This window comes from Marinobacter confluentis, assembly GCF_004785685.1.
In the GTDB taxonomy this organism is placed as follows: domain Bacteria; phylum Pseudomonadota; class Gammaproteobacteria; order Pseudomonadales; family Oleiphilaceae; genus Marinobacter; species Marinobacter confluentis.
The window spans coordinates 376,886-398,139 of the sequence record NZ_SRPF01000003.1 but is presented as its reverse complement, the minus strand read 5'-3'; the positions used below and the strand labels follow the sequence as shown (position 1 = coordinate 398,139).

Sequence of the window (21,254 nt, the reverse complement as noted above, 5' to 3'; positions counted from 1 at the left end):
GAATCAGTCATTGCAGAGTCAGAAGTTCACAAGACCACTGACCGCGCCATGGCCGTCCTGAACTCACCTATTAGCCTGAGGACGAAAATGACATCTTCCAAAGCCAAGATCATCTACACCCTGACCGACGAAGCACCCGCTCTCGCCACCCGGTCACTGCTCCCTATCCTGGAAACATACGCCAAGCCCGCCGGTATTGAATTCGGCACCAGCGACATCTCGCTGGCGGCGCGCATTCTGGCCTTGTTTCCCGATTACCTGGAAGAAAACCAGCGGGTGCCCGACGACCTGAAAGAACTGGGCGAATACACCAAGGACCCGGAAGCCAACATCATCAAGCTTCCCAACATCAGTGCGTCCATCCCCCAGTTGCGGGCCGCCATCAGAGAGCTGAATGAACAGGGTTACAAGGTTCCCGAGTACAAGGAACACCCCAGCAACGACGAAGAGAACGAGATTCACGCCCGTTACTCCAAAGTGTTGGGCAGCGCCGTCAACCCCGTGCTGCGGGAAGGCAATTCTGATCGTCGTGCACCGACTGCGGTAAAAGCCTTTGCCCGCAAGCACCCCCACTCCATGGGTGAGTGGAGCCCGGCATCACGTACCCACGTCGCCCACATGCGCGGCGGCGATTTCTACTCCAACGAGCAGTCGCTGACCCTCGACAAGGCCACCAACGCCCGCATCGTTTTTGAAAATGCCAGCGGCAAACAGACGGTACTAAAAAGCGAACTGCCGCTGCAGGAAGGCGAAGTGCTCGACGGCATGTTCATGAGCTGCAAGGCCCTGCGCAAGTTCTTTGAAGACTGCATCGAGGACTGCGAGAAAACCGGCGTGATGTTCTCGCTGCACGTCAAAGCCACCATGATGAAAATCTCCCACCCGATCGTCTTCGGCCACGCGGTGAAGATCTTCTACAAGGAGCTGTTCGACAAGTACGGCGAACTGTTTGACGAGCTGGGCGTGAATGCGAACAACGGCCTTTCCAGCGTCACCGAAAAGATCAAGCAACTGCCGGAATCCAAGCAGGAACAGATCCTGGAAGATCTCCACGCCTGCTACGAGCACCGCCCGGAAATTGCCATGGTGGACTCGGTCAAAGGCATCACCAACCTGCACGTGCCCAGTGACGTGATCGTGGACGCCTCCATGCCCGCGATGATCCGTAACTCCGGCAAGATGTGGGCCCGGGACAACAAGCTCAAGGACACCAAGGCCGTCATGCCGGAGTCCACCTACGCCACCATCTATCAGGAAGTGATCAACTTCTGTAAGACTCACGGTGCCTTCGACCCGACCACCATGGGCACGGTGCCGAACGTGGGCCTGATGGCGCAGAAAGCTGAAGAATACGGCTCCCACGACAAGACCTTTGAAATCAAGGAAGACGGCATTGTCCGTATCATTGCCGAAGACGGCACCGTGCTGACCGAGCACAAGGTTGAGAAAGGCGATATCTGGCGCGCCTGCCAGACCAAAGACCTGCCGATCCGTGACTGGGTCAAGCTGGCGGTCAATCGTGCCCGCGCCACCGGCATGCCCGCGCTGTTCTGGCTGGACGACGAGCGCCCGCACGATGCGGAACTGATCAAGAAAGTTGAAATGTACCTGAAGGAGCACGATACCGAAGGCCTGGAAATCCTGATCAAGTCGCCGGTTCGCGCCATCCGCTGGACCATGGAGCGCCTGATCCGCGGTCTGGACACCATTTCCGTGACCGGCAACGTGCTGCGGGACTACCTCACCGACCTGTTCCCGATTCTGGAACTGGGTACCAGTGCCAAGATGCTGTCCATCGTGCCGCTGCTCAACGGCGGTGGTCTGTATGAAACAGGTGCCGGCGGTTCAGCGCCCAAGCATGTGCAGCAGCTGATTGAAGAGAACCACCTGCGCTGGGATTCTCTGGGTGAATTCCTGGCCACGGCGGTATCCCTGGAAGAGCTGGGTGAGAAACAGAACAACGAGCGCGCACGCCTGCTGGGTGTGACTCTGGACAAGGCCACCGAGCGGCTGCTGGAGAACAACCAGTCGCCATCGCGCAACACTGGCGAACTGGACAACCGCGGTAGCCATTTCCATCTGGCCCGCTACTGGGCGGAAGAACTGGCGAAGCAGGACAGCGACAAGGATCTTCAGAACTTTTTCGCGAAGCTGTCAAAGCAGCTGGAAGATAACAAGGACAAGATTCTGGAAGAAATGAGCGTGATTCAGGGCCACCCCGCGGATATCGGTGGCTATTACCACCCGCCTGCGGAAAAGGTCTGCAAAATCATGCAGCCCAGTGAGACGTTTAACTCGATTCTGGCCGACGCCAGAGCCTCGGTTAAATAATCCTGCCTACCGCTGTTTCAGGGGTGCAAACCTGCCCCCGGTAACAGCAGCCAGATCCGCCGGCGCGAGCTCGATTTCCAGCCCGCGCCGGCCGGCACTGATAAACAGGGTTTCGAAGCTGTTCGCAGACTCATCGATAAACGTTCGCAGGCGTTTTTTCTGACCCAGCGCACTCACGCCCCCGAGCACGTATCCGGTACTGCGCTCCACCGTTTGCCGGTCTGCCATCACCGCTTTTTTGCCTCTGGCCGCCTTGGCCAGTTCTTTCAGGCTAAGCATGGCGTCCACCGGCACCATGCCGACAATCAGTTCTTTTCCATCCAGATTAGCCACCAGCGTCTTGAACACGCGGCTGGCGTCTACCTCCAGTTTTTCAGCTGCTTCCAGGCCGAAGGATTCCGTTTCTGGATCGTGCTGGTAATCGTGTAGGGTATAGGCAATGCCCGCGCGCTCCGCGGCTTTGATTCCCGGGGTCAAATGGCGTCTCCTTCAGGTCACATCTGCCAGACTTTGAGCTAAGCTTAACGCAGAAAAACAACGGAACGCAGGTTCATACCTTTAATCACGGATGGTGCAGATGGAACGACTCAAAGCCCGCAGCGCACCGGTCAGGCGCGCACTCTGGATTGCCCTGCTCTATCTGGTGTTCGGCTGGCTGTGGATTACGTTTTCCGACGCCATGGTGGCACGCTGGTTTGTGGACCCGCAGGCCCTGAAAATGGCCCAGACCTACAAGGGTGGGCTGTTCGTGCTGGTCACCGGCCTGGTTCTGTTTGCCCTTATTTACCGCCAGCTCAGCAAGGACCGAACGCTGTTGTCGCTGCACGCCCGCCAGCGAGATGAGATCCTGCGGCTGAACCGTTTCCGGGAGAAGGTCATTGATCAGGCCAGCGTCTGGATCAATGTTCTGGATTCCAACGGCCGTATCGTTCTGTGGAACAGGGCCGCAGAGGAGATTACCGGTTACAGCCGGGACGAAGTGATGCATTCCGATGGTGTCTGGGAACTGATGTATCCGGACCCCGATGTACGGAACCAGATACTTGCCAAAGTGGCGGAAGTGCTCAGGGATGAAGACGCACTGGCCGGGTTTGAAACCACCATCATCACCAAGCAGGGCCAGGAACGGGTCATTTCCTGGTATACCAGCAGCCTCGGGAGCGTTGAGGGTGAGTCTGCCGGCACCATTGCCATTGGTCAGGACGTGACTGACATCCGCGCTGCTGAAAACCTGATCCGGCGCCGGGACCGCCAACTGGTTACATTGATGGATAATCTTCCCGGCATGGCCTATCGGTGTCTTTACGACGAGCACTGGACCATGAAGTTTGTCTCCAGCGGCTGCCAGGATCTGACCGGCTACCAGCCGGATGAACTGGTGGATAACCGGGTGGTCAGCTATGCCAGCCTGATCCATGGCGGTGAAAATGATCGCCTGATGAGCGAGGTCGAGTCCGCTATTGGCAGTGCTGAACCCTTTTCACTGGAATACCCGATTGACCACAAGGATGGCCAGCAGATCTGGGTCTGGGAGCGCGGACGGGCCGTGGTTGATGAGGACGAGCTGGTGCTGGAAGGGATTATCATCGACATCACTGACCGCAAGAAGCTGGAAGATGAACTGTCGGAAATGGCTACCCGGGACGCGCTGACGGGTTTGCTGGACCGTCGGGAGGCGACGCGGCTGCTGGACGACGAAATCGTCCGGGCCAGGCGCTATGGCCGTTCGCTTGCACTACTGTGGATTGATCTTGACCACTTCAAGCAGGTGAATGACCAGCTGGGCCATGCGGCAGGGGACACGGTGCTGCGGGGTTTCAGTGAACTGCTGTCCTCGCGGGTCCGGCAGGTGGACCTGGTCAGCCGTTTCGGCGGCGAAGAATTTGTGGTGGTGTTACCAGAGATGGACGCCACCGAAGCCTCACAGAGTGCCGAACGCCTGCGGGAGCTGGTTGCCTCGTCGCCCCAGCAACTTGGGGATGGCCGTGAGGTCAACCTGACCATGAGCGTGGGCGTGGCGATCTACCCGGACCATGGAGACGACGCCTCAAGCCTGATCGCCGCTGCCGATCAGGCCATGTATCAAGCCAAAGCATCCGGACGCAACCGGGTTGTAGTAGCATCAGCGGTCAACCCGGACCATACTTCCAAAAAAAATCATGAAGGCTGAATGATGAATCGAATTGCTCGCCGTGCCCTGCACACCTCAGTTATTCCCGCCGATCTCTCTACCGTGACCTATCGGGATGCGGCCGGCGAGAAGCCGGAGCTGGCGGGTGTCAGCCAGAAAGTGGTCGACGATGTCTGGAAAAGCGTAGAGCGCCTTTACCGTACGGGTGTCTACCCGGGCCTCCAGCTGTCGCTGCGGCACCGCGGTGAACAGGTCATCCATCGCGCCCTGGGCCATGCCAGTGGCAACGGCCCCCAGGATTCGCCAGAAACCCCGAAAATTGCGATGACCACCGACACACCCATCTGCTATTTCTCGGCATCAAAGGCGGTAACCGCCCTGCTGATCCACATGCTGGTTGAGCAGGGGCTGGTCAATCTCATGGACCCGGTGTCCTATTACTGCCCGGAATTTGCCCAGAACGGCAAGGCCACCATCACCGTTCACCAGATTCTTTCCCACCGAGGGGGTATTCCCGCCATCCCCCGGGAAACGCCCATCGACGTGTTGTGGAGCCGTGATGAAATCTGGCGTCTGCTGTGTGAGGCCAAACCGGTCGAGGTCGACGGCGCGAAAGTGGCCTACCATGCCGTTACCGGTGGCTTTGTGCTGCAGCGGGTATTGGAGAAAGTGACCGGCGACACCATCGAAGCCTACATTGACCGCTATCTGAGAAAACCCATGGGGATGCGCTGGTTCACCTACGGTATCAGCCCGGAACACGTTGATGAGCTGGCAGAAAACTACGCCACCGGCCCCACCCCAAGGTTTCCCCTCAGCTGGATTGTCCGTCGAGCCCTGGGCGGTGATATCAACACCGTGGAAACCGTGGTGAACGATCCACGCTTTCAGGAAGCAGTGATTCCTGCGGGCAACCTGTGCGGCACCGCCGAGGAAATGGGCCGCTTTTTCCAGATGATGCTTAACGGTGGAATCTGGGAGGGCCGACGTGTCTGCAGTGAGCTGACGGTTCGGCGGGCGATCCAGCAATTCGGGTCACTGCAGATCGACCGTACCATGATGATTCCGATGCGCTTCAGTGCCGGCATGATGCTGGGCAGCAACCCGGTCGGGCTCTGGGGTCAACGAAGCGGTCAGGCGTTTGGCCATGTCGGCCTTATTAACAAACTGTGTTGGGCGGACCCGGCGCGTGACATTTCGGTCAGCCTGCTGAATACCGGCATTCCCATCTTCGGACATCATCTTCCGGCGCTGGCCCGCTTTGTCTACACCGTATGTGACCGCTTTCCGCTGATCCCTGAAGGCCAGCGGCCGCTGATCGCCGCCTGACGGCTTACAGGGTCTGCAACTGCCCCTCAAGAATCCCCAGTACTGACGACAGTATGTCGCGGAAGTCGGTCAGTGTCTGGGTGCGCTGGATCACGTCTTCGCGCTGTTCGTCCAGCCGCTCCAGTTTTGGTACAACCCGCCGGATGCCCTCGGTGATCACCTCGTAGGGGTAGTGGTGGTCCATCACGCTGAGCTTGTTCATCTCGGCCACTTCCTGGCTGAGAATACTGATAATGTCGTAGAGCATGTCCTTGTGCTGAATGCTGCTGGCCTCCCAGTAGGCGTCATCAAGCAGTTCCAGTAGGGACTGGTATTCTCTCAGGGTGTCGGCAACGGAGGTCTGGCGCATATCGGATATCCCGGCGATTGACGAGCCAATCAGAAATGGGTCTTCAAATATCAACAAATGACTGTACTGATGGAACTATAGCAGCCAATGAAGCGTCTTCGAGTTAAATGGCCGGTCTTTGTCACCGCGAAAAGGTGAAACCTTATTCATTTTTATTGCAGTTTGTCCGACAGTTGGGCACTATCTGCAAAATAAGCGGCAAAAGGGACGGATCTGCCGTTTCCAGATTTGATCAACAGACTCAATGGAAGAGAACGATCATGAACAAGAACAGCCTTTCTGCAGCAGCCCCTCCGAAAGACAACCGCTCCGTGAGACTGGACCAGCACGACAGCGTCCGGTCCCATGTACGTCAGCAGATCAGCAGCGAAGTCGAGCGCCTGGAGCGTCGAATCGAAACCCTGCGCCTTACCCGCGCCCCCCACGCCGCCATCATGATCTCAGCCTATGAGCGCATGATCGACCGCAAGCGTGGTTTTCTCAAAAACTGGGACCTGCAGGATCTGGCTGCTCACTGACGTTGCGTCACTGGCTCCGATGAGTAGGTAAAGGTTGAGCCAACATTTGGGCATTGACTGGGGTCAGCATTGGTGCCGCGTGTATCTGCCTCCGGGTCAGTAATGTAGGCCACTCTTACCTCATCGCGGCTGTAATCAATCTGGGCGCAGATGAATACGGGCTCCTCTCCTTCGATAGTAATCCCGGATGTTTCGTTCAGGAACAAGGTGTCATATTCGGAGCCTGTCAGTATCTTGAAAAAATCCACGTTACCGAAGTTTCTGCCCGTTGCGTTGAAGTTGGAAGCGTTCGGTCTGTTGTAGCCGGTTGCTGAAAAATTGTCGCCATCGAAACGCCCGCTCCAGAACGCGCTCTGGATTTCGGCAGGGTTCTCGTCGTCCTCTTCAGGAGGGCGTGCAATAAACTGTGCGGACCGGAAGACTACGCTTGTGCGAGGCTCAAGCTGCGAAAAGTTGGTTTTCCAGTCCAGTAGAGGATAAATCCATACCTGGTCGGGCCCCGGGCCTGAACCATCTTCACCTGCCAGTTCCGTGAAGCGGATGATTGCGTTGTTTGCTGGTGTGTTGTAATTCTCGGGACTGCCACTTTCCAGACTGTCACGCATCAAGCGCTTACCATCGTTGAAGGTAGCGATTTGATCTGTGTTAATCAGATAGTGAAGCAGGTCGAATGGATTTCTTGCGGCCACGTAGGTTGTGGGGTCTTCATCACTCTGGGTGAGGCCCATAAGGACATTGAGGCGGGTCCGCAACTGTGAAGCGAGCCCCTTGTCATCTTCTCCCTCCGCAGCTTCGAGTCCCTGATAGAAATCAAAAAAAATGGTTCTGGATAGAAACGGCATACCGCCATGATCTTCGACGGTGAAACTTTCAAAGCTTGTTGAAACCGAGGCGGCAGGATTGAGTCTTTTCGAGTCCGAAGGTGAGTCTGGCCCACAACCGATAATAAAAAATGTTGTGATGGTTAGCAGGGCAGTGTGTCGGAGGTGTCTCATTTACGAAGGTCCTGAGATGCGAAATCGGGTGTTAACGGCTAAAGTGGCACGACAATAAAGCATAAAAGCAGCATCTGCCCTCGCGGAGATCACATTTTGCAGCAACGGGAAGTCTCCCGGGCCTGGTTTTTCCTGATTATTGCGGCGCTGGCCTTTTTACTGCCTGCCACCGCCTCAGCTCAGGAAAACTGTCAGGACGGGAATATTGTCATCAAGCAGGGAACAACCCGGGTTCTCGATCTGGGGAGCTGCATCTGGTACCTGGAAGATCCTGAGCAAACCCTCGGAATTGCTGACGTTATGGCTGCCAGCGACAGCGAGGCAACACAATTCACCCGCCACACCGGTGGGGTTCTGAATTTCGGCTACACCCAGTCCGCCTACTGGACTCGCTTTGACCTGGACGTCGATGAAAACATCGGCAGTCAGACCTACATCCTGGAGCTGGCCCTGCCCCTGGTCGACGATGTCACGCTTTACCTGGTTCGCAACGGCGAGATCATCGATCAGCGCCGCGCCGGGTATGAGGGCGACTGGTCCGAGCGTGACCTGGCGGTACCCAACCCCACGTTCCGCCTGAAACCCGCGGCCGGGGCCACCACCCGCGTCTACATGCGCATCACCAACACCAATACCTTCCGCCTGCCCATCAGTCTCTGGCACCCCGATGCCTATATCCAGAAGGTGTCAGTGGACGAGGCGGTACGGGGGATCCTGCTGGGCAGTGTACTGGCCATTCTGGCCTACAACCTGTTTGTGGCGGTGTCAGTGCGCGAGCGCAGCAACGTCTACTACGTGCTCTATCTGGTGTCTGCAGTGATCTTCATTGCCACCGAGCAGGTTCACGTGGTGCAACTTTTTGATGAGCGGCCCGACATTCTGAACAAGGAGAACCTGCACTTCACCATCATCATGACCTGGTTCTGGGGCCTGTTGATGGCCCGGTCACTGCTGGAAACACGAGAACGCTCGGCGGATCTGGATAAGGTCATCCTGGTGTGCCTTTATTCCATTGTGGCCACCTTTGTGCTGTCGTTCTTCCTGCCCTACCACACGGCCATGGAATGGATTGTACTGGCGTCCATTCTGCTCAGTGTGATCATGATTGTGGTCAGCTACCTGTCCTGGCGTTACTACAACCCTGCCGCCCGGGCCTATTTCTTTGCGTGGACTCTGGCACTGGTGGGTTTCGGCATCTACGCGCTGACCGTTATCGGTTATCTGCCGCTGAACATGTACACCTCCTATGCTCCCCAGTTCGGGCTGACCCTGCAGATCGTGCTGTTCTCATTCGCCCTGGCGGACCGCATCAAACAGGTTCAGGGCGAGGCGCTCAACTGGAGCCAGCGGGCGCTGGCTAACCTGCGCCGCTATCAGTCGCTGTTCGACAATGCCATCGAAGGCGTGTTCCAGATGTCGCTGCAGCGGCGGTTTGTCACGGCGAACCCGGCGATGGCCCAGTTGATCGGCTACAACAGCAGCCGGGAACTGCTGAAACACAACCCGGACGTGCTGGAGACCTGCTTCGCCGATGAGCGGGTTCGTCGCTGGGTCATCGACCAACTTCAGGCCACTGGCACGGTCAAGGGGATTGAGGCGCGTTATATCAACCGTCAGGGCGATGAGCGCTGGGCCACCATTTCCCTGCACACGGTTTACGACACCGAGGGCGAGCCCGCCCACCTGGAAGGCACCTGTATTGACGCCACCGAGCGCCATCAGCGCCAGCGAATTGAGCGTGAGAGGGAACAGGAACGGCTGGAAAAGGAACTGGCCCGTAACTCCGCTGAAGCCAAGAGCCAGTTCCTGGCCAACATGAGCCATGAAATCCGGACCCCGCTGGCGGCCATCATCGGCTACGGTGAAACGCTCCTTGATCCGGACCTGACGGAGCAGGAAAAGCGCAGCAGTGCGGAAACCGTGGTGCGAAGTGGCCGCCACCTGCTGGATCTGGTGAATGACATTCTCGATCATTCAAAAATTGATGCCAACCGGCTGGACGTGGACATCATCCCGGTCAACCTGCCGGAATTGCTGGATGAAGTCCGCGGGTTTTTCGCACCTCGGGCCCGGGAAAAGGGCCTGGACTTCAACGTGGTCTGCGAGTTTCCATTGCCCGAAATGATTGCCACGGATCCCACGCGGTTAAGGCAGATCATCATAAATCTGTGTGGAAATGCTCTCAAATTCACGGAAAAAGGGTCTATTTCCCTGAATGTAAGGTTTGACAGGGCAAGCCGGAAGCTGATCGGCCGGGTAGTGGATACCGGCATCGGGATGAAGCCGGAGCAACTCAGCCGGCTGTTCGATCCGTTCGCCCAGGCCAGCCCGGCTATCGCACGGCAATACGGGGGCACCGGCCTGGGGCTGAATATTTCCAGGCGGCTGGCGGAGCTTCTGGGTGGTGAGATTACCGTCACCAGTACCTACGGCGAGGGCAGCGAATTCGAGGTGTCGATTGATACCGGGCCAGTAGATTCGGTGCATTTTCTTCGCGATGCGTCGGAGTTGTCCCAGCGCCGGCGCCAGATTCCCATGGTGCTGGCACCGCGGCTGTCCGGCCGCATTCTGTGTGCAGAAGACAACGACGTAAACTGGCGGCTGGTGTCGCTGCTGGTGGCCCGCACCGGCGCTGAGATCGTGCACGTGAACAACGGCGCCGAGGCCCTGGAAACAGCCCTGAAAGAGCCTTTTGATCTGATCCTGATGGACATCCAGATGCCCGTGATGAATGGGCGGGATGCGACCGTCGCCATAAGGGAGGCGGGCATCAATACTCCGGTGATCGCACTGACCGCGAATGTGATGGGCGAGGACATCGCCGACTATCGGCTGGCGGGCTGTAACGACCATCTGGCCAAGCCCATTGATAAACAGCGCTTTTTTGAAGTCCTTGCCCGCTACCTTCCGGTTCAGCCCGACGACCAGCCCCAGGCCGGCGGCGGCAGCCGGTTCAGCGGAACGGTACTGGTAGCCGAGGATAATGAAGACAACAGCCGCCTGGTAGAGCGGATGCTTCAGAGCCTCGGGCTGTTGGTGATCACCGTGGCCAGTGGTGATGAGGCCGTGCGAAAGTCGCTGTCCGACTCTGTTCAGTTGGTGCTGATGGACCGCTACATGCCGGAGCTGGACGGTGTTGAGGCCACCCGGCTCTTGCGTCAGGCCGGTTTCCGGCGCCCGGTGGTGGCATTCACAGCCGGTGATCAGTCCGAGAACGACGATCTTCTGGCGGCCGGTTGCGACGGAGTGCTGAACAAGCCTATTGACCGAGATCACTTGCTGGCGACCCTGAGACGGTATCTGCCGGCGGATGGCGGGCAACCGGAAGAACGGGGGGCGGATCTCAAGGACAACGAAATGGCCCATCTGGTGGCGCAGTTTCTGGATGGACTGGGCGCGCGGAAAGCTGCCATGAGCCGCGCCGGTGCCGAACGGAACCGCGATACCCTGAAATTCGAAGCCCATCAGATCAAGGGCACCGCCGGGGCCATGGGCTACCCGGAGATGACACGCCAGGCAGGGAAACTCGAAGCCAGCCTGAAAATGGATTCCCCGGATTGGGCGCAGGTTCTCGCCGAACTGGAACCTCTGAACGTGATGATCGACCAGGCTTTGCAGGATTCAACCACAGGAACCCCGAGTGATGAGTAAACAGCCAACCCAGCGCGAGCAACAGTCACTGAGCATGATGTACGGCACCTACGCCGATATTCTGTTTGTTTTCTTTCCGTTTCTGGTCATCAGCATGCAAAGGTTGTGGGATGGCGAGCTCTACGAGACGCTGATGCGCGCCGACCTGAGCATCGCGGCCGCGATTCTGGCTGGTCTGGCCATTGGCAAATTTGTGCTGGGGCTGGTGACCAACCGTGACCTTGGCCGACACAAGGAGCGGATTGTCTTTTTCATTGCCCTGACCATGTTCGTGGTTCTGGGCCCCGCCATTATTCTGATGCTGAGCATCACCGGCAGCAGCGAATTGCCCGGGTTCATTGCCTTTGTGCAGCCGGTGTTACTGATTATTGCCATTTCGCTCTACACGACAGCGGTCAGTATCAGTAATATCCTCACACGTTCAGATGAGACGGTCCTGTCGATTCCATCAACGGAACAGAGTTTTGACAGCACCGGGCCTGCCGAATCGGACGCCCCGCCGAACGAGCCGCTGGCGATCCCCAGGCGCGGTGACCGTGAAGGCGACAAGTATCAGGGCTGAGGTCCAAAGCACCAGGAGCCGGTTTGAGGGCAGTAAAATCAATGGAGTCAGTTTTATGAGTGAGATGAATATTCTGGTGGTTGAAGATGAGCCAGTCATGCAGGAACGGCTGGTCGACATGCTCTACAACGCCGGCGCCACCCATGTGCTGGCTCATGCTGACGCGGGCAGCGCGCGCACGGCCTTCGCTGAAAGTCTGTTCCAGGTCATCCTGCTTGACCTGGGCCTACCTGACGCCAACGGTCACGAGTTGATGGAAGAATTCAAGGCCGCGAGGCCGGAACAGCACGTCGTACTGGTGACTGCAGATGACTCCATCGAAAGTATCCAGAAGGCGATAAGCGCCGGTGCGAATGGCTACGTGGTCAAACCCTACTCACAGGAAAAGATTCACGACGTGGTCAACAACTATGTGATGGTTCACGGTGGCGAAAACGATATGATCAAGGGCCTGAACCGCAAACACTGAGGTTCAGGCCCTTGCTCATTTTCTGTCGTTGTCAGGCGACCTGACGGGCAATCCAGGAGTTGTATCGGGTAGCCAGCGCCCGGACATAGCGGGCCTCGGCATCGCTCATGGTGGCCAGTACACCGTTCAGGATCCAGCCACGCTCGTACAGTCCCAGCACTCGTTGTTCATCGTTCAGATCGACCCGCTGATTGAATTTCTTGCAGATGGCGTCCAGCAGCGGGCGTTTTGACGGGCAGCGAATCGGTGCCGAACCGCTTCCCGGCGGATGCTTGACCGAATGTTTTTTCGTGGTGTTCTTCATGATCTTCTCCTTGTAAAAGAAAACCCCGGCGCCTGAGCGGCCGGGGTCTTCGGAGAAGCATTCCCGGCCGCTGAATCAGCCCCCGGGATTAATCAGGAACTGTCAGCCAGTCATCACCAGTGCCTCCACAGACACCCGGGCAAAGGCGCTGTTCGAAGGCATGATCAGAAGATGGATTTTGGTAGACGTCATCAGGGTTGTTCCCGGTAGAATTCAGACTTCACTCTCAGTGTATGGACTGGCGGAATCTTTGCAAGGGGGTATATCTACTGCTTTGACAAATACGCCCGGGTGTCCAGCCCCATAATCTCCTCCCAGGTTTTGTGAAGGATCATGGCATCGTTGGCGGCGCGGTGAACGGGCAGGCCCAGCCTGCCGATGACCTGTTGGCGGAAGTCTGACCAGTGAAGAATCTGTTCCGAGTCCAGCAGTGTCGAGATGGATTCCAACTGGAACCGCGGGCGGACATTGGCAGTTTTGAACAGGCGGTGAAGCCAGAAGCTGTCGAAGGTCCAGGCATCGCAGAACACCTGGCCGGTCAGCAGTTCATTCAGGGCAGACACCACCTCGGAGATCGGCGTGCCTTCTGTCACCAGAGTCTCGCGGGAGATACCGTGAACTTCCTCGGCGCTTTCCGACCAGTCCAGCCAGAGCACATGGGGCTGAATCAGCCAGCTGTGCAGCTTGCCATCGGGCATGCAGATACCCACCTCGATCGGGTAGCTGGCGATCAGATCCAGGCTCGAGGCCTCGAAATCGATAAAGGCTGGGTAGGAAATGCGAGTCATTTTGTCATTATAGGTTGATGTGCCGTTAACAGAGTTTAACTGCCCGGTTGACCAGACGCGAACCCATCCTGACATTGCACTGTTACAATATGTCCACGGATGATACCAGCGGCTCAGCAGCCCCGACGATGCGCAATAACCGGAACGAATAATGAACAGAACTGTAGTCGTGATTTACTCGGGGGGTATGGATTCCTTTACCCTGCTACACCGTGCCCTGGCACAGGGCCTGAACGTGCATGCCCTGTCCTTCGATTATGGCCAGCGCCATGTGCGCGAACTGGACTGCGCACGGCAGGTCTGCAAGGCGCTGTCTGTGCCCCACAAGGTGGTCGATATCCGCTCGCTGGGTGCTGTGATGGCGGGCTCCGCGTTAACATCGGAACTGGCGGTACCGGAAGGCCACTATGAAGAAGACAGTATGAAAGCCACGGTGGTGCCCAACCGCAATATGATCCTGCTCTCCCTGGCTACGGGTTATGCCGTGACCGCAGAGGCCGACGCCGTCTGGTACGGCGCCCACGGCGGTGACCACGCCATCTACCCGGACTGCCGTCCGGAGTTTGTGGAGAAGATGGACGCCGTCTGTCGCGTTGCCAATTACCAGCCGGTGGCCATCGAGGCCCCTTTCATGGGGTCGGATAAGGGCAATATTCTGTCAGAGGGCCTGAGGCTGGGCCTGGATTACAGCCAGACCTGGACCTGCTACAACGGCCGGGAAAGGGCCTGTGGGCGCTGTGGTTCCTGCGTGGAGCGGCTTGAGGCCTTCGCCACCAACGGTGTGACAGACCCGGTACCCTACGAGGAAGAAGCCTGATGTATCGGGTAAAGGAAGCTTTCTATACCCTGCAGGGCGAAGGGGCCCAGGCCGGGCGGGCGGCGGTGTTCTGCCGCTTCAGCAAGTGCAACCTCTGGACCGGGCGTGAGAAGGACCGGGCCGGCTCGGTCTGCGATTTCTGCGATACGGATTTCGTTGGTACCGATGGCCAGAACGGCGGCCGCTTCGAAACGGCGGCCCTGCTGGCGGCGCATATCAGAAATCTGTGGCCAGACCAGCCCGGCGCGCCCTACGTGGTATGCACCGGCGGAGAGCCTTTGCTGCAACTGGATAAAGCGCTCATCGATGCCTTTCACGACTCAGGCTTTGAGGTGGGCGTTGAAACCAACGGCACTTTGCCGGCGCCCCCCGGTATTGACTGGCTCTGCGTCAGCCCCAAAGCCGATGCGCCCGTGGTGATTGATCAGTGCGATGAGCTAAAACTGGTGTACCCGCAACCGCTGGCGATGCCGGAGCGTTTCACTGACATGAATGCGAGGCACTTCTTCCTGTCGCCCATGGCCTCCCCAACGCTGGTTGAGGGCGACAGCGACCCGGTCAAGCAGAGCAACACCCGCAAAGCTACAGACTATTGTCTGGCCAATCCCCGCTGGCGCCTGACCCTGCAGATGCACAAAATCATTGGCATAGACTAGCTCCGGTTTCAGTTTTCGTTCCAATCAAAGCGCCAGATCGATATAGAGAGGATTGTGGTCCGAAGATCGCCAGGGAACACCGGCGGGTAACTGGATGGGGCCCTGATAGCCAATGGCGGGGAACTCAGCGGCATTGATGGCCCAGGCCCCCGCGCTCACCAGGTGTTTCAGCAGTGCCTCGGAGCCCATGGCGTAATCCAGGCTGCCCTGACGGCCCTGATAGCGGTAAGTTGTCTCGGGGCAGTTGTCGGGGGTGCAGGCCTGATGCGCGCGGACAAGATTGATCAGGCCTGCGTTTTCCAATTGTTGTATCGGCCATTCCCGGGCATAGCTGTTCAGGTCGCCGGTGATCAGGTTACCGGCGAATGCGTTGGTACCGTTCTCTGGTTCGGGCAGTGATTCCAGCCAGATTGCCAGCGCCCGGGCGTTGTCAGTCCGACGCCTGGCGTAACAGCCCTGGCCATCGTTCTGGTCCTTGTCGGCGCCCTCGGCGCCGCCGCAAGCCTTTGATTTCAGATGCGGTACGATAATTCTCACGGTGGCGGGGTTCGACCCGGCAATGGGCTGGAAAACCTGCGCGACTGGCGGACGGCCGCGATATCCATAGCGTCCATCGGTCAATCGCTGGGGCTCCCCCAAGGGTCTGACCCTGTCGGCGCGGTAAAACAGGTCAGTCCGGATGGCATCGGTACCAGTGATTCCGGGCGTTGCCACAAATTGCCATTCGGGGCCAAGTGCGGCGGCCAGGTCGGCAATGGCGCTGGTGTCGCTGTAATCATCGTTTTCCAGTTCCACTGCGGCTATCACGTCCGGTTCCAGCGCATGCAGGCCTGCTCTCAGCCTGGAAGTCTGGGTTGCCAGCTGCGCGCTGCTGCGGGCACCGCGGCTGGCTTCAAAACCAGCACCACTGCCATCGCCGTTGAAGTAGTTCCCCAGATTGAGAGTCACGATCCTCAGGGTTGTGTTATCTGATCTGGGTGGCGGATCCGGTCGGGGGTTTCGCAGAATGATTTCAGGGCTCTGGTCGGGCTGCAGACGCCAGTGGCCAAACCGGAAATCCAGAATGCCGGTCAAGGCGCCAAGGGCGTCTCCGGCACGAAAGGGGACGCCGTTCGCCAGTCGGGGTGCTGGCCAGGGCAGGGGCCTGGGGTTGCGGATGCTCTGGCCGTCATCGAGATAGAGGCGGTTCAGTAGTTGTTTACGGCCCATCGCGGCGGCCTCGGGGCCGGGCGCCAGAAGCTCAGTGGGCACGGTCTGGGAGCTGTGTGCGAGAATCAACTCGCCATAGCGGGCGAAGGAATAATGTCCGATCAGGGTCAGTGGTTCGGCCAGGGTCACCCTCATGTTTTCAAGGTGTTCCGGTGGTTGCTGATCCGGCCAGGGCAGTTGTACCGGTGTGGCCACCGGAAGTTTGCCAGCGCCGCAAACGGTCAGATCGGATACCCGGGTAAGTTCCGTGAGGCCATGGTATTCCTTGACCTGGCCAGTAACCCGGACCTGCGAGCCGACTGCCCCGCCAGGCCGGTCGGTATAGATAAACAGGGCATCGGAGGTTTGCGGGTTATGGTCAGTGCGGGCATCGGTCTGCTGCAGGTAAAATCCGCGCCAGCCTCCGGGATGACGGGAATCCTGGGTGATAACGCCTTCCACCGTGACGGTTTGGCCGACCAGGGGTGATGACTGGCCGGTGCCCTGCACGTCGGACGGCTGCAGGGCATCGGCGCCACAGCGGGCAAACGCAGTGCCTGAAAGGGTCACCAGCAAGCTGGCCAGGACCCAGGTGAGCAGGCCGTGAGGCACCGTGATTGCTAGCTCAGCCCGGCGACGGCCTTGATCGACCGTTCCCGAGCGGATTCGCCAATGCCTAGCTGTTCTTCGTTAACAAGCTCGATCTGTTGTGTCATCGGGTCCGGGTGCTGATGATCCAGCCCCAGCCCCATGCGGGATAGCAGATAGGGCGCCAGCGCTGCCCGAGTGCTGAGTTCCATTCGGTGGTCCTGCATTCCATAATCAGCAGCGATGATTTCCTGCTGGTCGGCGTTCAGGCGGCTGTCAGGCATCAGCACAATGGTGATGTGACGGTTCCAGTCGTCATCCTGCTGCTGGGTATTGCGGCTTTTCTGGCGCATCACAGCGGGTGTGCCACGAAAACGGCTGAGTGAAAAGTCCCGGAACTCACGATTCTTGTCGCACCAGGCCCTCAGGTGCCAGCTGTTTCCAACGCACACCAGGGTGTGGGGCTCCAGAGTCTGTTGTTGGGTACGGGCCGGGCTCAGGGAGGCGTATTCGGCTTTCAGTAACCTGGTCTGGCGGGTCGCTGCAACCACCGCTCGCATGACTTCAGGCCGGATAATACGCTGTGGTCCCCGGAGTATGGTGCTCTCTGAACCACTCAGATCGAGAGATTCAAAAGTGTTGCTGAGGCTGTCCTGCCGGGCGAGCAGGTCCTGGTATTCCGATACCTGTCCGGTGGTAACCTGGGGTTTGAAGTTATCAGAAGGCACATAGCCTTTCAGATGCCGGTCGTACACCAGATTTCCCGGTGCCAGTTCCCTGAGGTAAGTGTTAATGTCTTTAGAAGCTTGCTGGCGTCCGATGCCAAAGCTATGGCAGATATGATTTGTGGTGAGTCGTCCTTCCCACAAGGCAATGATTTCTATCAGCCGGTAGCGGAGCAAAAGATCCCAGCGAATGGGCCAGTCCGTTTTTTTCATAGCCAAACGCTCGTGGTTAGCGTGAGTTGCACTAAATGACTTACATCATTTTAAAGACCTGCGTTTATTATGGTTGCAGTCCAGTGCTCTATATTACCCCCGATCTTCCCAAGGGTCTGTTACGTCAGCTTAATGTAAAAAGAAGTTAAATCCAGAACTCTGATCAGCCAACTTTTAACCAACGCACAAAAGCTCAAGTTTCGGCAAATGCGTATCACGGTGACGTGGCGGATGCCTGGCCTTGATGCTTTAATTTCGGGTTTGGCCAGCGTCCGGCGCTGCCTTTATGTTTATGACAATTCTGACAGCCAATTAGCTCCGGAGCCCGCCTGATGACCCGTATGGTCACGTCGCTTTCTGCCCTACTTCTCAGCATTGTGCTGCTGGTCAGCGGCAATGCGTTTCTGATGACCTTGCTGGGCGTACGCCTGAGTATTGAATCCGTGTCGCCAGACATCATTGGCTGGATTCTGGTGTGCTATTCCGTCGGTTTCGTGCTGGGCACGCTTTACGTTCATCGTATCATCAGCCGGGTCGGCCATATCCGTACCTTCGCCGCGTTTGCCGCCATGGCGGCCGTCTGTTCCCTGTTGTACCCCATGGCCGTTTCGGAGCCATTCTGGGCGTTATTGCGAGGCCTATCCGGCTTCAGTGCCGCCAGTGTGCTGGTGGTGATTGAAAGCTGGTTCAGCAGTCGTGCCACCAACAGTAATCGCGGCACCCTGTTTGCGATTTATCAGATTGTTTTTTACTCATCGGTCGCGGGCGGGCAGTTGTTGATCAATGTGGGTGAGCCATCGTCTTTCATTCCATTCTCACTGGCGGCGGTACTGCTGACCGTTGCCCTGATCCCGCTGGCCCTGACCCGCATGGAGGCGCCGGAAATCGGTGTGATTGAGCGCCTATCCGTCTTCACCCTTGCACGGGAATCATTTACCGGGGTGTCCGGCGCTCTGATCTGCGGCGTACTGATCGGCTCCTTCTACACCCTGGGCCCGGTCTACGCCACGCTTGTCGGGCTGGAAGTCAGTAGGGTATCCACGTTTATGGCCAGTGCGATTATCGCTGCCATGGTTCTTGCCTGGCCTCTCGGCCGCCTGTGTGATCGATTTGATCGTCGCAGGGTGATGTCCTGGGTGGCTACAACGGCAGCCATAGCGTCGGGACTTGTGGTCTTTTTCGGAGCCGAGAGGCTGTGGCTGCTGACCTTGCTGGTCGCGCTGTTCACCGGGCTGTCGGCTACCCTGTACCCCATTGCAGTGGCTATCACCAACGACCGCATGGAAAGCAATCGTATTGTCGCCGCCAGTGCAACTCTGCTGCTCAGTTATGGTATCGGTAGCGTCATCGGCCCGGTTGTGATGGCACAGATGGTGGCCATTGTAGGGCCTGAAGGCCTGTTTATCGGAAGCTCCGGCTTTCTGCTTCTGCTGGTTGTGGCAACCCGTTACCGGATCGCCAGCACCGTAGACATTGCCGTGGCGGATCAGGAGCACTTTGTTCCTGCGATGCCAGAGAGTTCTGCCGCCCTCGCCGAGATCGACCCACGAAATGAGGAGTTTCATGAATCCCATGAGGTTCCTCAGCCTTCCTCCGCCCGGGATTCCGATCAGAACCCGGAGTCAGAGCGCGCTTCCAGCTGATTTTCTCTCGGTTATCACGGCTTTGTTTCCGGAATCGAATCTGTTTTTCTGGGAATGATTAGCTTACTATTAGTGACTTTCTTTATTGGAGTTTCACGTATGAGAGATGAATTTCCCTTTGCGGTTGCCAGGGTGACCCGGCGCTGGCGCAAGCTGCTGGACGAGCGCCTGAAAGACCTGGGTGTCACACAGGCCCGGTGGACCACCATGGTGTACCTGCAGCAGGGCGGCGAGGGGCTGACCCAGCGTGAGCTGGCACGACTGATGGCCATTGAGAATCCGACTCTGGTGCGGCTGCTTGACAGTCTTGAACAGCAGAACCTGATTGAGCGCCGTCCTTGCCCCAATGACCGTCGCGCCCGCCGTTTGCATCTTACGGCAGCAGGGACCTCGTTCATGAACGTGCTCAATGAGCGTGCCGCACAGCTGCGTGAAGAAATGCTGGAAGGCATCAGTGACGAGGCCATGGCCGACGCTATCAAGATTTTTCACAGAATTCTGGATAACGCCGAAAAACAGCGGTAAACCACTTCCAAATTCCACCCTCGGCCCGGACATCGCCTGCCCATGAGCGCGAAAGACAATACGGTAGAGGGCCTGCGGGCCCGATACGGTGAGCGCTGGCGCTGGCTGGCGGTTGCCACAGTAATGCTGGGCACCATGGCGACGGTGCTCAGCGCGACCGTGGTCAACGTGGCACTTCACGACATCATGACCGAGTTCGGAATCAGTCAGGGCCAGGTGCACTGGCTGGCTACCGGTTTTATTGCCGCCATGACCACCACCATGCTGACAAGCAGTTGGCTGCTGGACCATTTCGGCCTTCGTAAAACCCTGGGTACGGCGATGGCGCTGTTCAGCGTGGTGTCCGTGCTTGGCGGATTTGCCAATAGCCCTGAACTGCTGATTCTGGCGCGGGTTGCCCAGGGCGCACTGGCCGGGCTGATGCAGCCCATGGGCATGTATCTGGTGTTCCGGATCTTCCCTCGTGATCGTCGGGGGCAGGCCATGGGAATCTACGGCATGGGGGTAATCCTTGCCCCTGCCCTGGGCCCTGTACTTGGGGGCTTTCTGGTCGATGAGCTCGACTGGCGTTACGTGATGTTCGCGCCGGTACCGGTGACTCTGCTGGGCGTCTTCATGGCCTGGCGTTTTCTGCCACTACCGCCCTCCCGTCCTGAACCCTACCGGTTTGATCTGCCGGGGCTGGTTCTTCTGGGCCTGACCATTAGCCTCAGCCTGGACGCCCTGAACCGTCTTCAGCATGGCATTGCCGATGGTGTGTGGGTGATTGCAGAGGGAATGATCGCGCTGTCGCTGTTGACCCTGTTTGTGCGCCGTGAGCGCCGCACCCCACACCCGTTACTGAACGTTGGCCTGTTCCGACGGCGCAGCTTCCTGTTCGCCAATCTTGGCGCTGCCGCTCTGGGGCTGGCGCTGTTTGGCTCGACCTATCTCGTGCCCCTGTTTGTGCAGACGGCTCTGGATTTTTCTGCCACCGAAGCCGGGTTGCTGATGTTACCGGCAGGTCTGGTTCTGGGTATGACCTTTCCGATTGCGGGCCGGCTGGCGGATAAACGCAGCGCGCGCAGCCTGGTATTGTTTGGTATCGGAATGTTCGCATTGTCCGCCACCCTGTTTGCAGTGTCTGATGTCACCCTGGCGTTTGGCTGGCTGGCACTTTGGACGGTATTCGGCCGGATAGGCCTTGGCTTTATGCTGCCAGCCTTGTCGACCGGGGCACTGAACCCGCTGGAGGCCCATGAACTTGGCGCCGGTTCAAGCACGATTAACTTTACCCGGCAACTTGGCGGCGCTTTTGGTGTCAATATGGTCGCACTCACCATAGAATTTGGAGAACACAGTGGCGGCGTACCCACCATTGGCGCCTTTCACTCGGCCTGGTGGCTGGTGGCAGGCTTTGTGGCCATTGCGGCTATCCCGGTCTGGAAGATGCGGGCCTAGGCCTCCGGTAAGCAGACCGGTATCATATAACC

The 21,254-nt window shown here is 58.1% G+C and carries 19 protein-coding genes; 12 read left to right on the top strand and 7 right to left on the bottom strand.

Translation table 11 applies throughout. From position 1 onward, the window contains the following. Positions 1-87: 87 nt before the first annotated feature. Complete coding sequence (locus tag E5Q11_RS12325) at positions 88-2,331, top strand: NADP-dependent isocitrate dehydrogenase (protein WP_135803718.1); 2,244 nt, start codon at positions 88-90, stop codon at positions 2,329-2,331. A gap of 6 nt (positions 2,332-2,337) precedes the next feature. On the opposite strand, the gene ybaK is transcribed toward E5Q11_RS12325, so the two are convergent. Then, positions 2,338-2,808, bottom strand: coding sequence for a Cys-tRNA(Pro) deacylase (gene ybaK / locus E5Q11_RS12320; protein WP_135803717.1), 471 nt, complete (start codon positions 2,806-2,808; stop codon positions 2,338-2,340). 100 nt (positions 2,809-2,908) lie between these two features. Here ybaK and E5Q11_RS12315 point away from each other — a divergent pair, with 100 nt between their 5' ends. Together E5Q11_RS12315 and E5Q11_RS12310 are read left to right on the top strand one after the other, a co-directional pair. Beyond that, positions 2,909-4,501 carry a sensor domain-containing diguanylate cyclase gene (locus E5Q11_RS12315; RefSeq protein WP_135803716.1) on the top strand — a complete coding sequence of 531 codons (1,593 nt, stop codon included), beginning with the start codon at positions 2,909-2,911 and terminating at the stop codon, positions 4,499-4,501. A gap of 3 nt (positions 4,502-4,504) precedes the next feature. Beyond that, a complete protein-coding gene (locus tag E5Q11_RS12310; protein ID WP_135803883.1) occupies positions 4,505-5,791 on the top strand; it encodes a serine hydrolase domain-containing protein in 1,287 nt (428 codons plus the stop codon). Between the two features lie 4 nt (positions 5,792-5,795). Here the strand turns inward: E5Q11_RS12310 and E5Q11_RS12305 are convergent, their stop codons facing one another. Next, on the bottom strand, positions 5,796-6,140 hold the full coding sequence (locus E5Q11_RS12305) for a hypothetical protein (protein WP_135803715.1): 345 nt from the start codon (positions 6,138-6,140) through the stop codon (positions 5,796-5,798). A 260-nt stretch (positions 6,141-6,400) separates the two neighbouring features. Here E5Q11_RS12305 and E5Q11_RS12300 point away from each other — a divergent pair, with 260 nt between their 5' ends. Beyond that, positions 6,401-6,658, top strand: a complete 258-nt coding sequence (locus E5Q11_RS12300) for a hypothetical protein (protein ID WP_135803714.1) — start codon at positions 6,401-6,403, stop codon at positions 6,656-6,658. Here E5Q11_RS12300 and E5Q11_RS12295 read toward each other — a convergent pair. Next, positions 6,652-7,653 (bottom strand): hypothetical protein, encoded by a 1,002-nt coding sequence (locus tag E5Q11_RS12295; protein WP_135803713.1) that lies wholly within the window; start codon positions 7,651-7,653, stop codon positions 6,652-6,654. The genes E5Q11_RS12300 and E5Q11_RS12295 overlap by 7 nt on opposite strands. Before the next feature lie 96 nt (positions 7,654-7,749). Between E5Q11_RS12295 and E5Q11_RS12290 the strand changes: the two genes are divergently transcribed. Genes E5Q11_RS12290 through E5Q11_RS12280 form a run of 3 tightly spaced genes read left to right on the top strand, consistent with a single transcriptional unit; the run spans position 7,750 to position 12,335 of the window. Further along, on the top strand, positions 7,750-11,304 hold the full coding sequence (locus tag E5Q11_RS12290; protein ID WP_135803712.1) for a 7TM diverse intracellular signaling domain-containing protein: 3,555 nt from the start codon (positions 7,750-7,752) through the stop codon (positions 11,302-11,304). Then, positions 11,297-11,866 carry a hypothetical protein gene (locus tag E5Q11_RS12285; RefSeq protein ID WP_225315032.1) on the top strand — a complete coding sequence of 190 codons (570 nt, stop codon included), beginning with the start codon at positions 11,297-11,299 and terminating at the stop codon, positions 11,864-11,866. Before E5Q11_RS12290 ends, E5Q11_RS12285 begins: the two co-directional genes overlap by 8 nt. 55 nt (positions 11,867-11,921) lie before the next feature. Continuing rightward, on the top strand, positions 11,922-12,335 hold the full coding sequence (locus E5Q11_RS12280; protein ID WP_135803711.1) for a response regulator: 414 nt from the start codon (positions 11,922-11,924) through the stop codon (positions 12,333-12,335). A 31-nt stretch (positions 12,336-12,366) separates the two neighbouring features. Here E5Q11_RS12280 and E5Q11_RS12275 read toward each other — a convergent pair whose 3' ends face one another. After that, the gene (locus E5Q11_RS12275; protein WP_135803710.1) at positions 12,367-12,639 is read right to left on the bottom strand and encodes a hypothetical protein; all 273 of its coding nucleotides are present in this window, start codon (positions 12,637-12,639) and stop codon (positions 12,367-12,369) included. Between the two features lie 266 nt (positions 12,640-12,905). Then, on the bottom strand, positions 12,906-13,427 hold the full coding sequence (locus E5Q11_RS12270; protein ID WP_135803709.1) for a 3'-5' exonuclease: 522 nt from the start codon (positions 13,425-13,427) through the stop codon (positions 12,906-12,908). Between the two features lie 151 nt (positions 13,428-13,578). Here E5Q11_RS12270 and queC point away from each other — a divergent pair, with 151 nt between their 5' ends. Both queC and queE read left to right on the top strand, forming a co-directional pair. Next, complete coding sequence (gene queC / locus E5Q11_RS12265; RefSeq protein WP_135803708.1) at positions 13,579-14,244, top strand: 7-cyano-7-deazaguanine synthase QueC; 666 nt, start codon at positions 13,579-13,581, stop codon at positions 14,242-14,244. Next, positions 14,244-14,900 (top strand): 7-carboxy-7-deazaguanine synthase, encoded by a 657-nt coding sequence (gene queE / locus E5Q11_RS12260; RefSeq protein ID WP_135803707.1) that lies wholly within the window; start codon positions 14,244-14,246, stop codon positions 14,898-14,900. Before queC ends, queE begins: the two co-directional genes overlap by 1 nt. Before the next feature lie 24 nt (positions 14,901-14,924). Here the strand turns inward: queE and E5Q11_RS12255 are convergent, their stop codons facing one another. Continuing rightward, positions 14,925-16,700 (bottom strand): ExeM/NucH family extracellular endonuclease, encoded by a 1,776-nt coding sequence (locus E5Q11_RS12255; protein ID WP_225315031.1) that lies wholly within the window; start codon positions 16,698-16,700, stop codon positions 14,925-14,927. Positions 16,701-16,708: 8 nt separating this feature from the next. Next, positions 16,709-17,614, bottom strand: a complete 906-nt coding sequence (locus tag E5Q11_RS12250; RefSeq protein WP_135803706.1) for a WYL domain-containing protein — start codon at positions 17,612-17,614, stop codon at positions 16,709-16,711. Positions 17,615-17,946: 332 nt separating this feature from the next. On the opposite strand from E5Q11_RS12250, the gene E5Q11_RS12245 reads away from it, so the two are divergent. From E5Q11_RS12245 to E5Q11_RS12235, 3 genes are all read left to right on the top strand, one after another. Next, entirely contained in the window at positions 17,947-19,257 is a 1,311-nt protein-coding gene (locus tag E5Q11_RS12245) for an MFS transporter (protein WP_135803705.1), read from the top strand. 99 nt (positions 19,258-19,356) lie between these two features. After that, a complete protein-coding gene (locus E5Q11_RS12240; RefSeq protein ID WP_135803704.1) occupies positions 19,357-19,782 on the top strand; it encodes a MarR family transcriptional regulator in 426 nt (141 codons plus the stop codon). Between the two features lie 42 nt (positions 19,783-19,824). Further along, a complete protein-coding gene (locus tag E5Q11_RS12235) occupies positions 19,825-21,222 on the top strand; it encodes a DHA2 family efflux MFS transporter permease subunit (RefSeq protein ID WP_135803703.1) in 1,398 nt (465 codons plus the stop codon). Positions 21,223-21,254 lie beyond the last annotated feature (32 nt).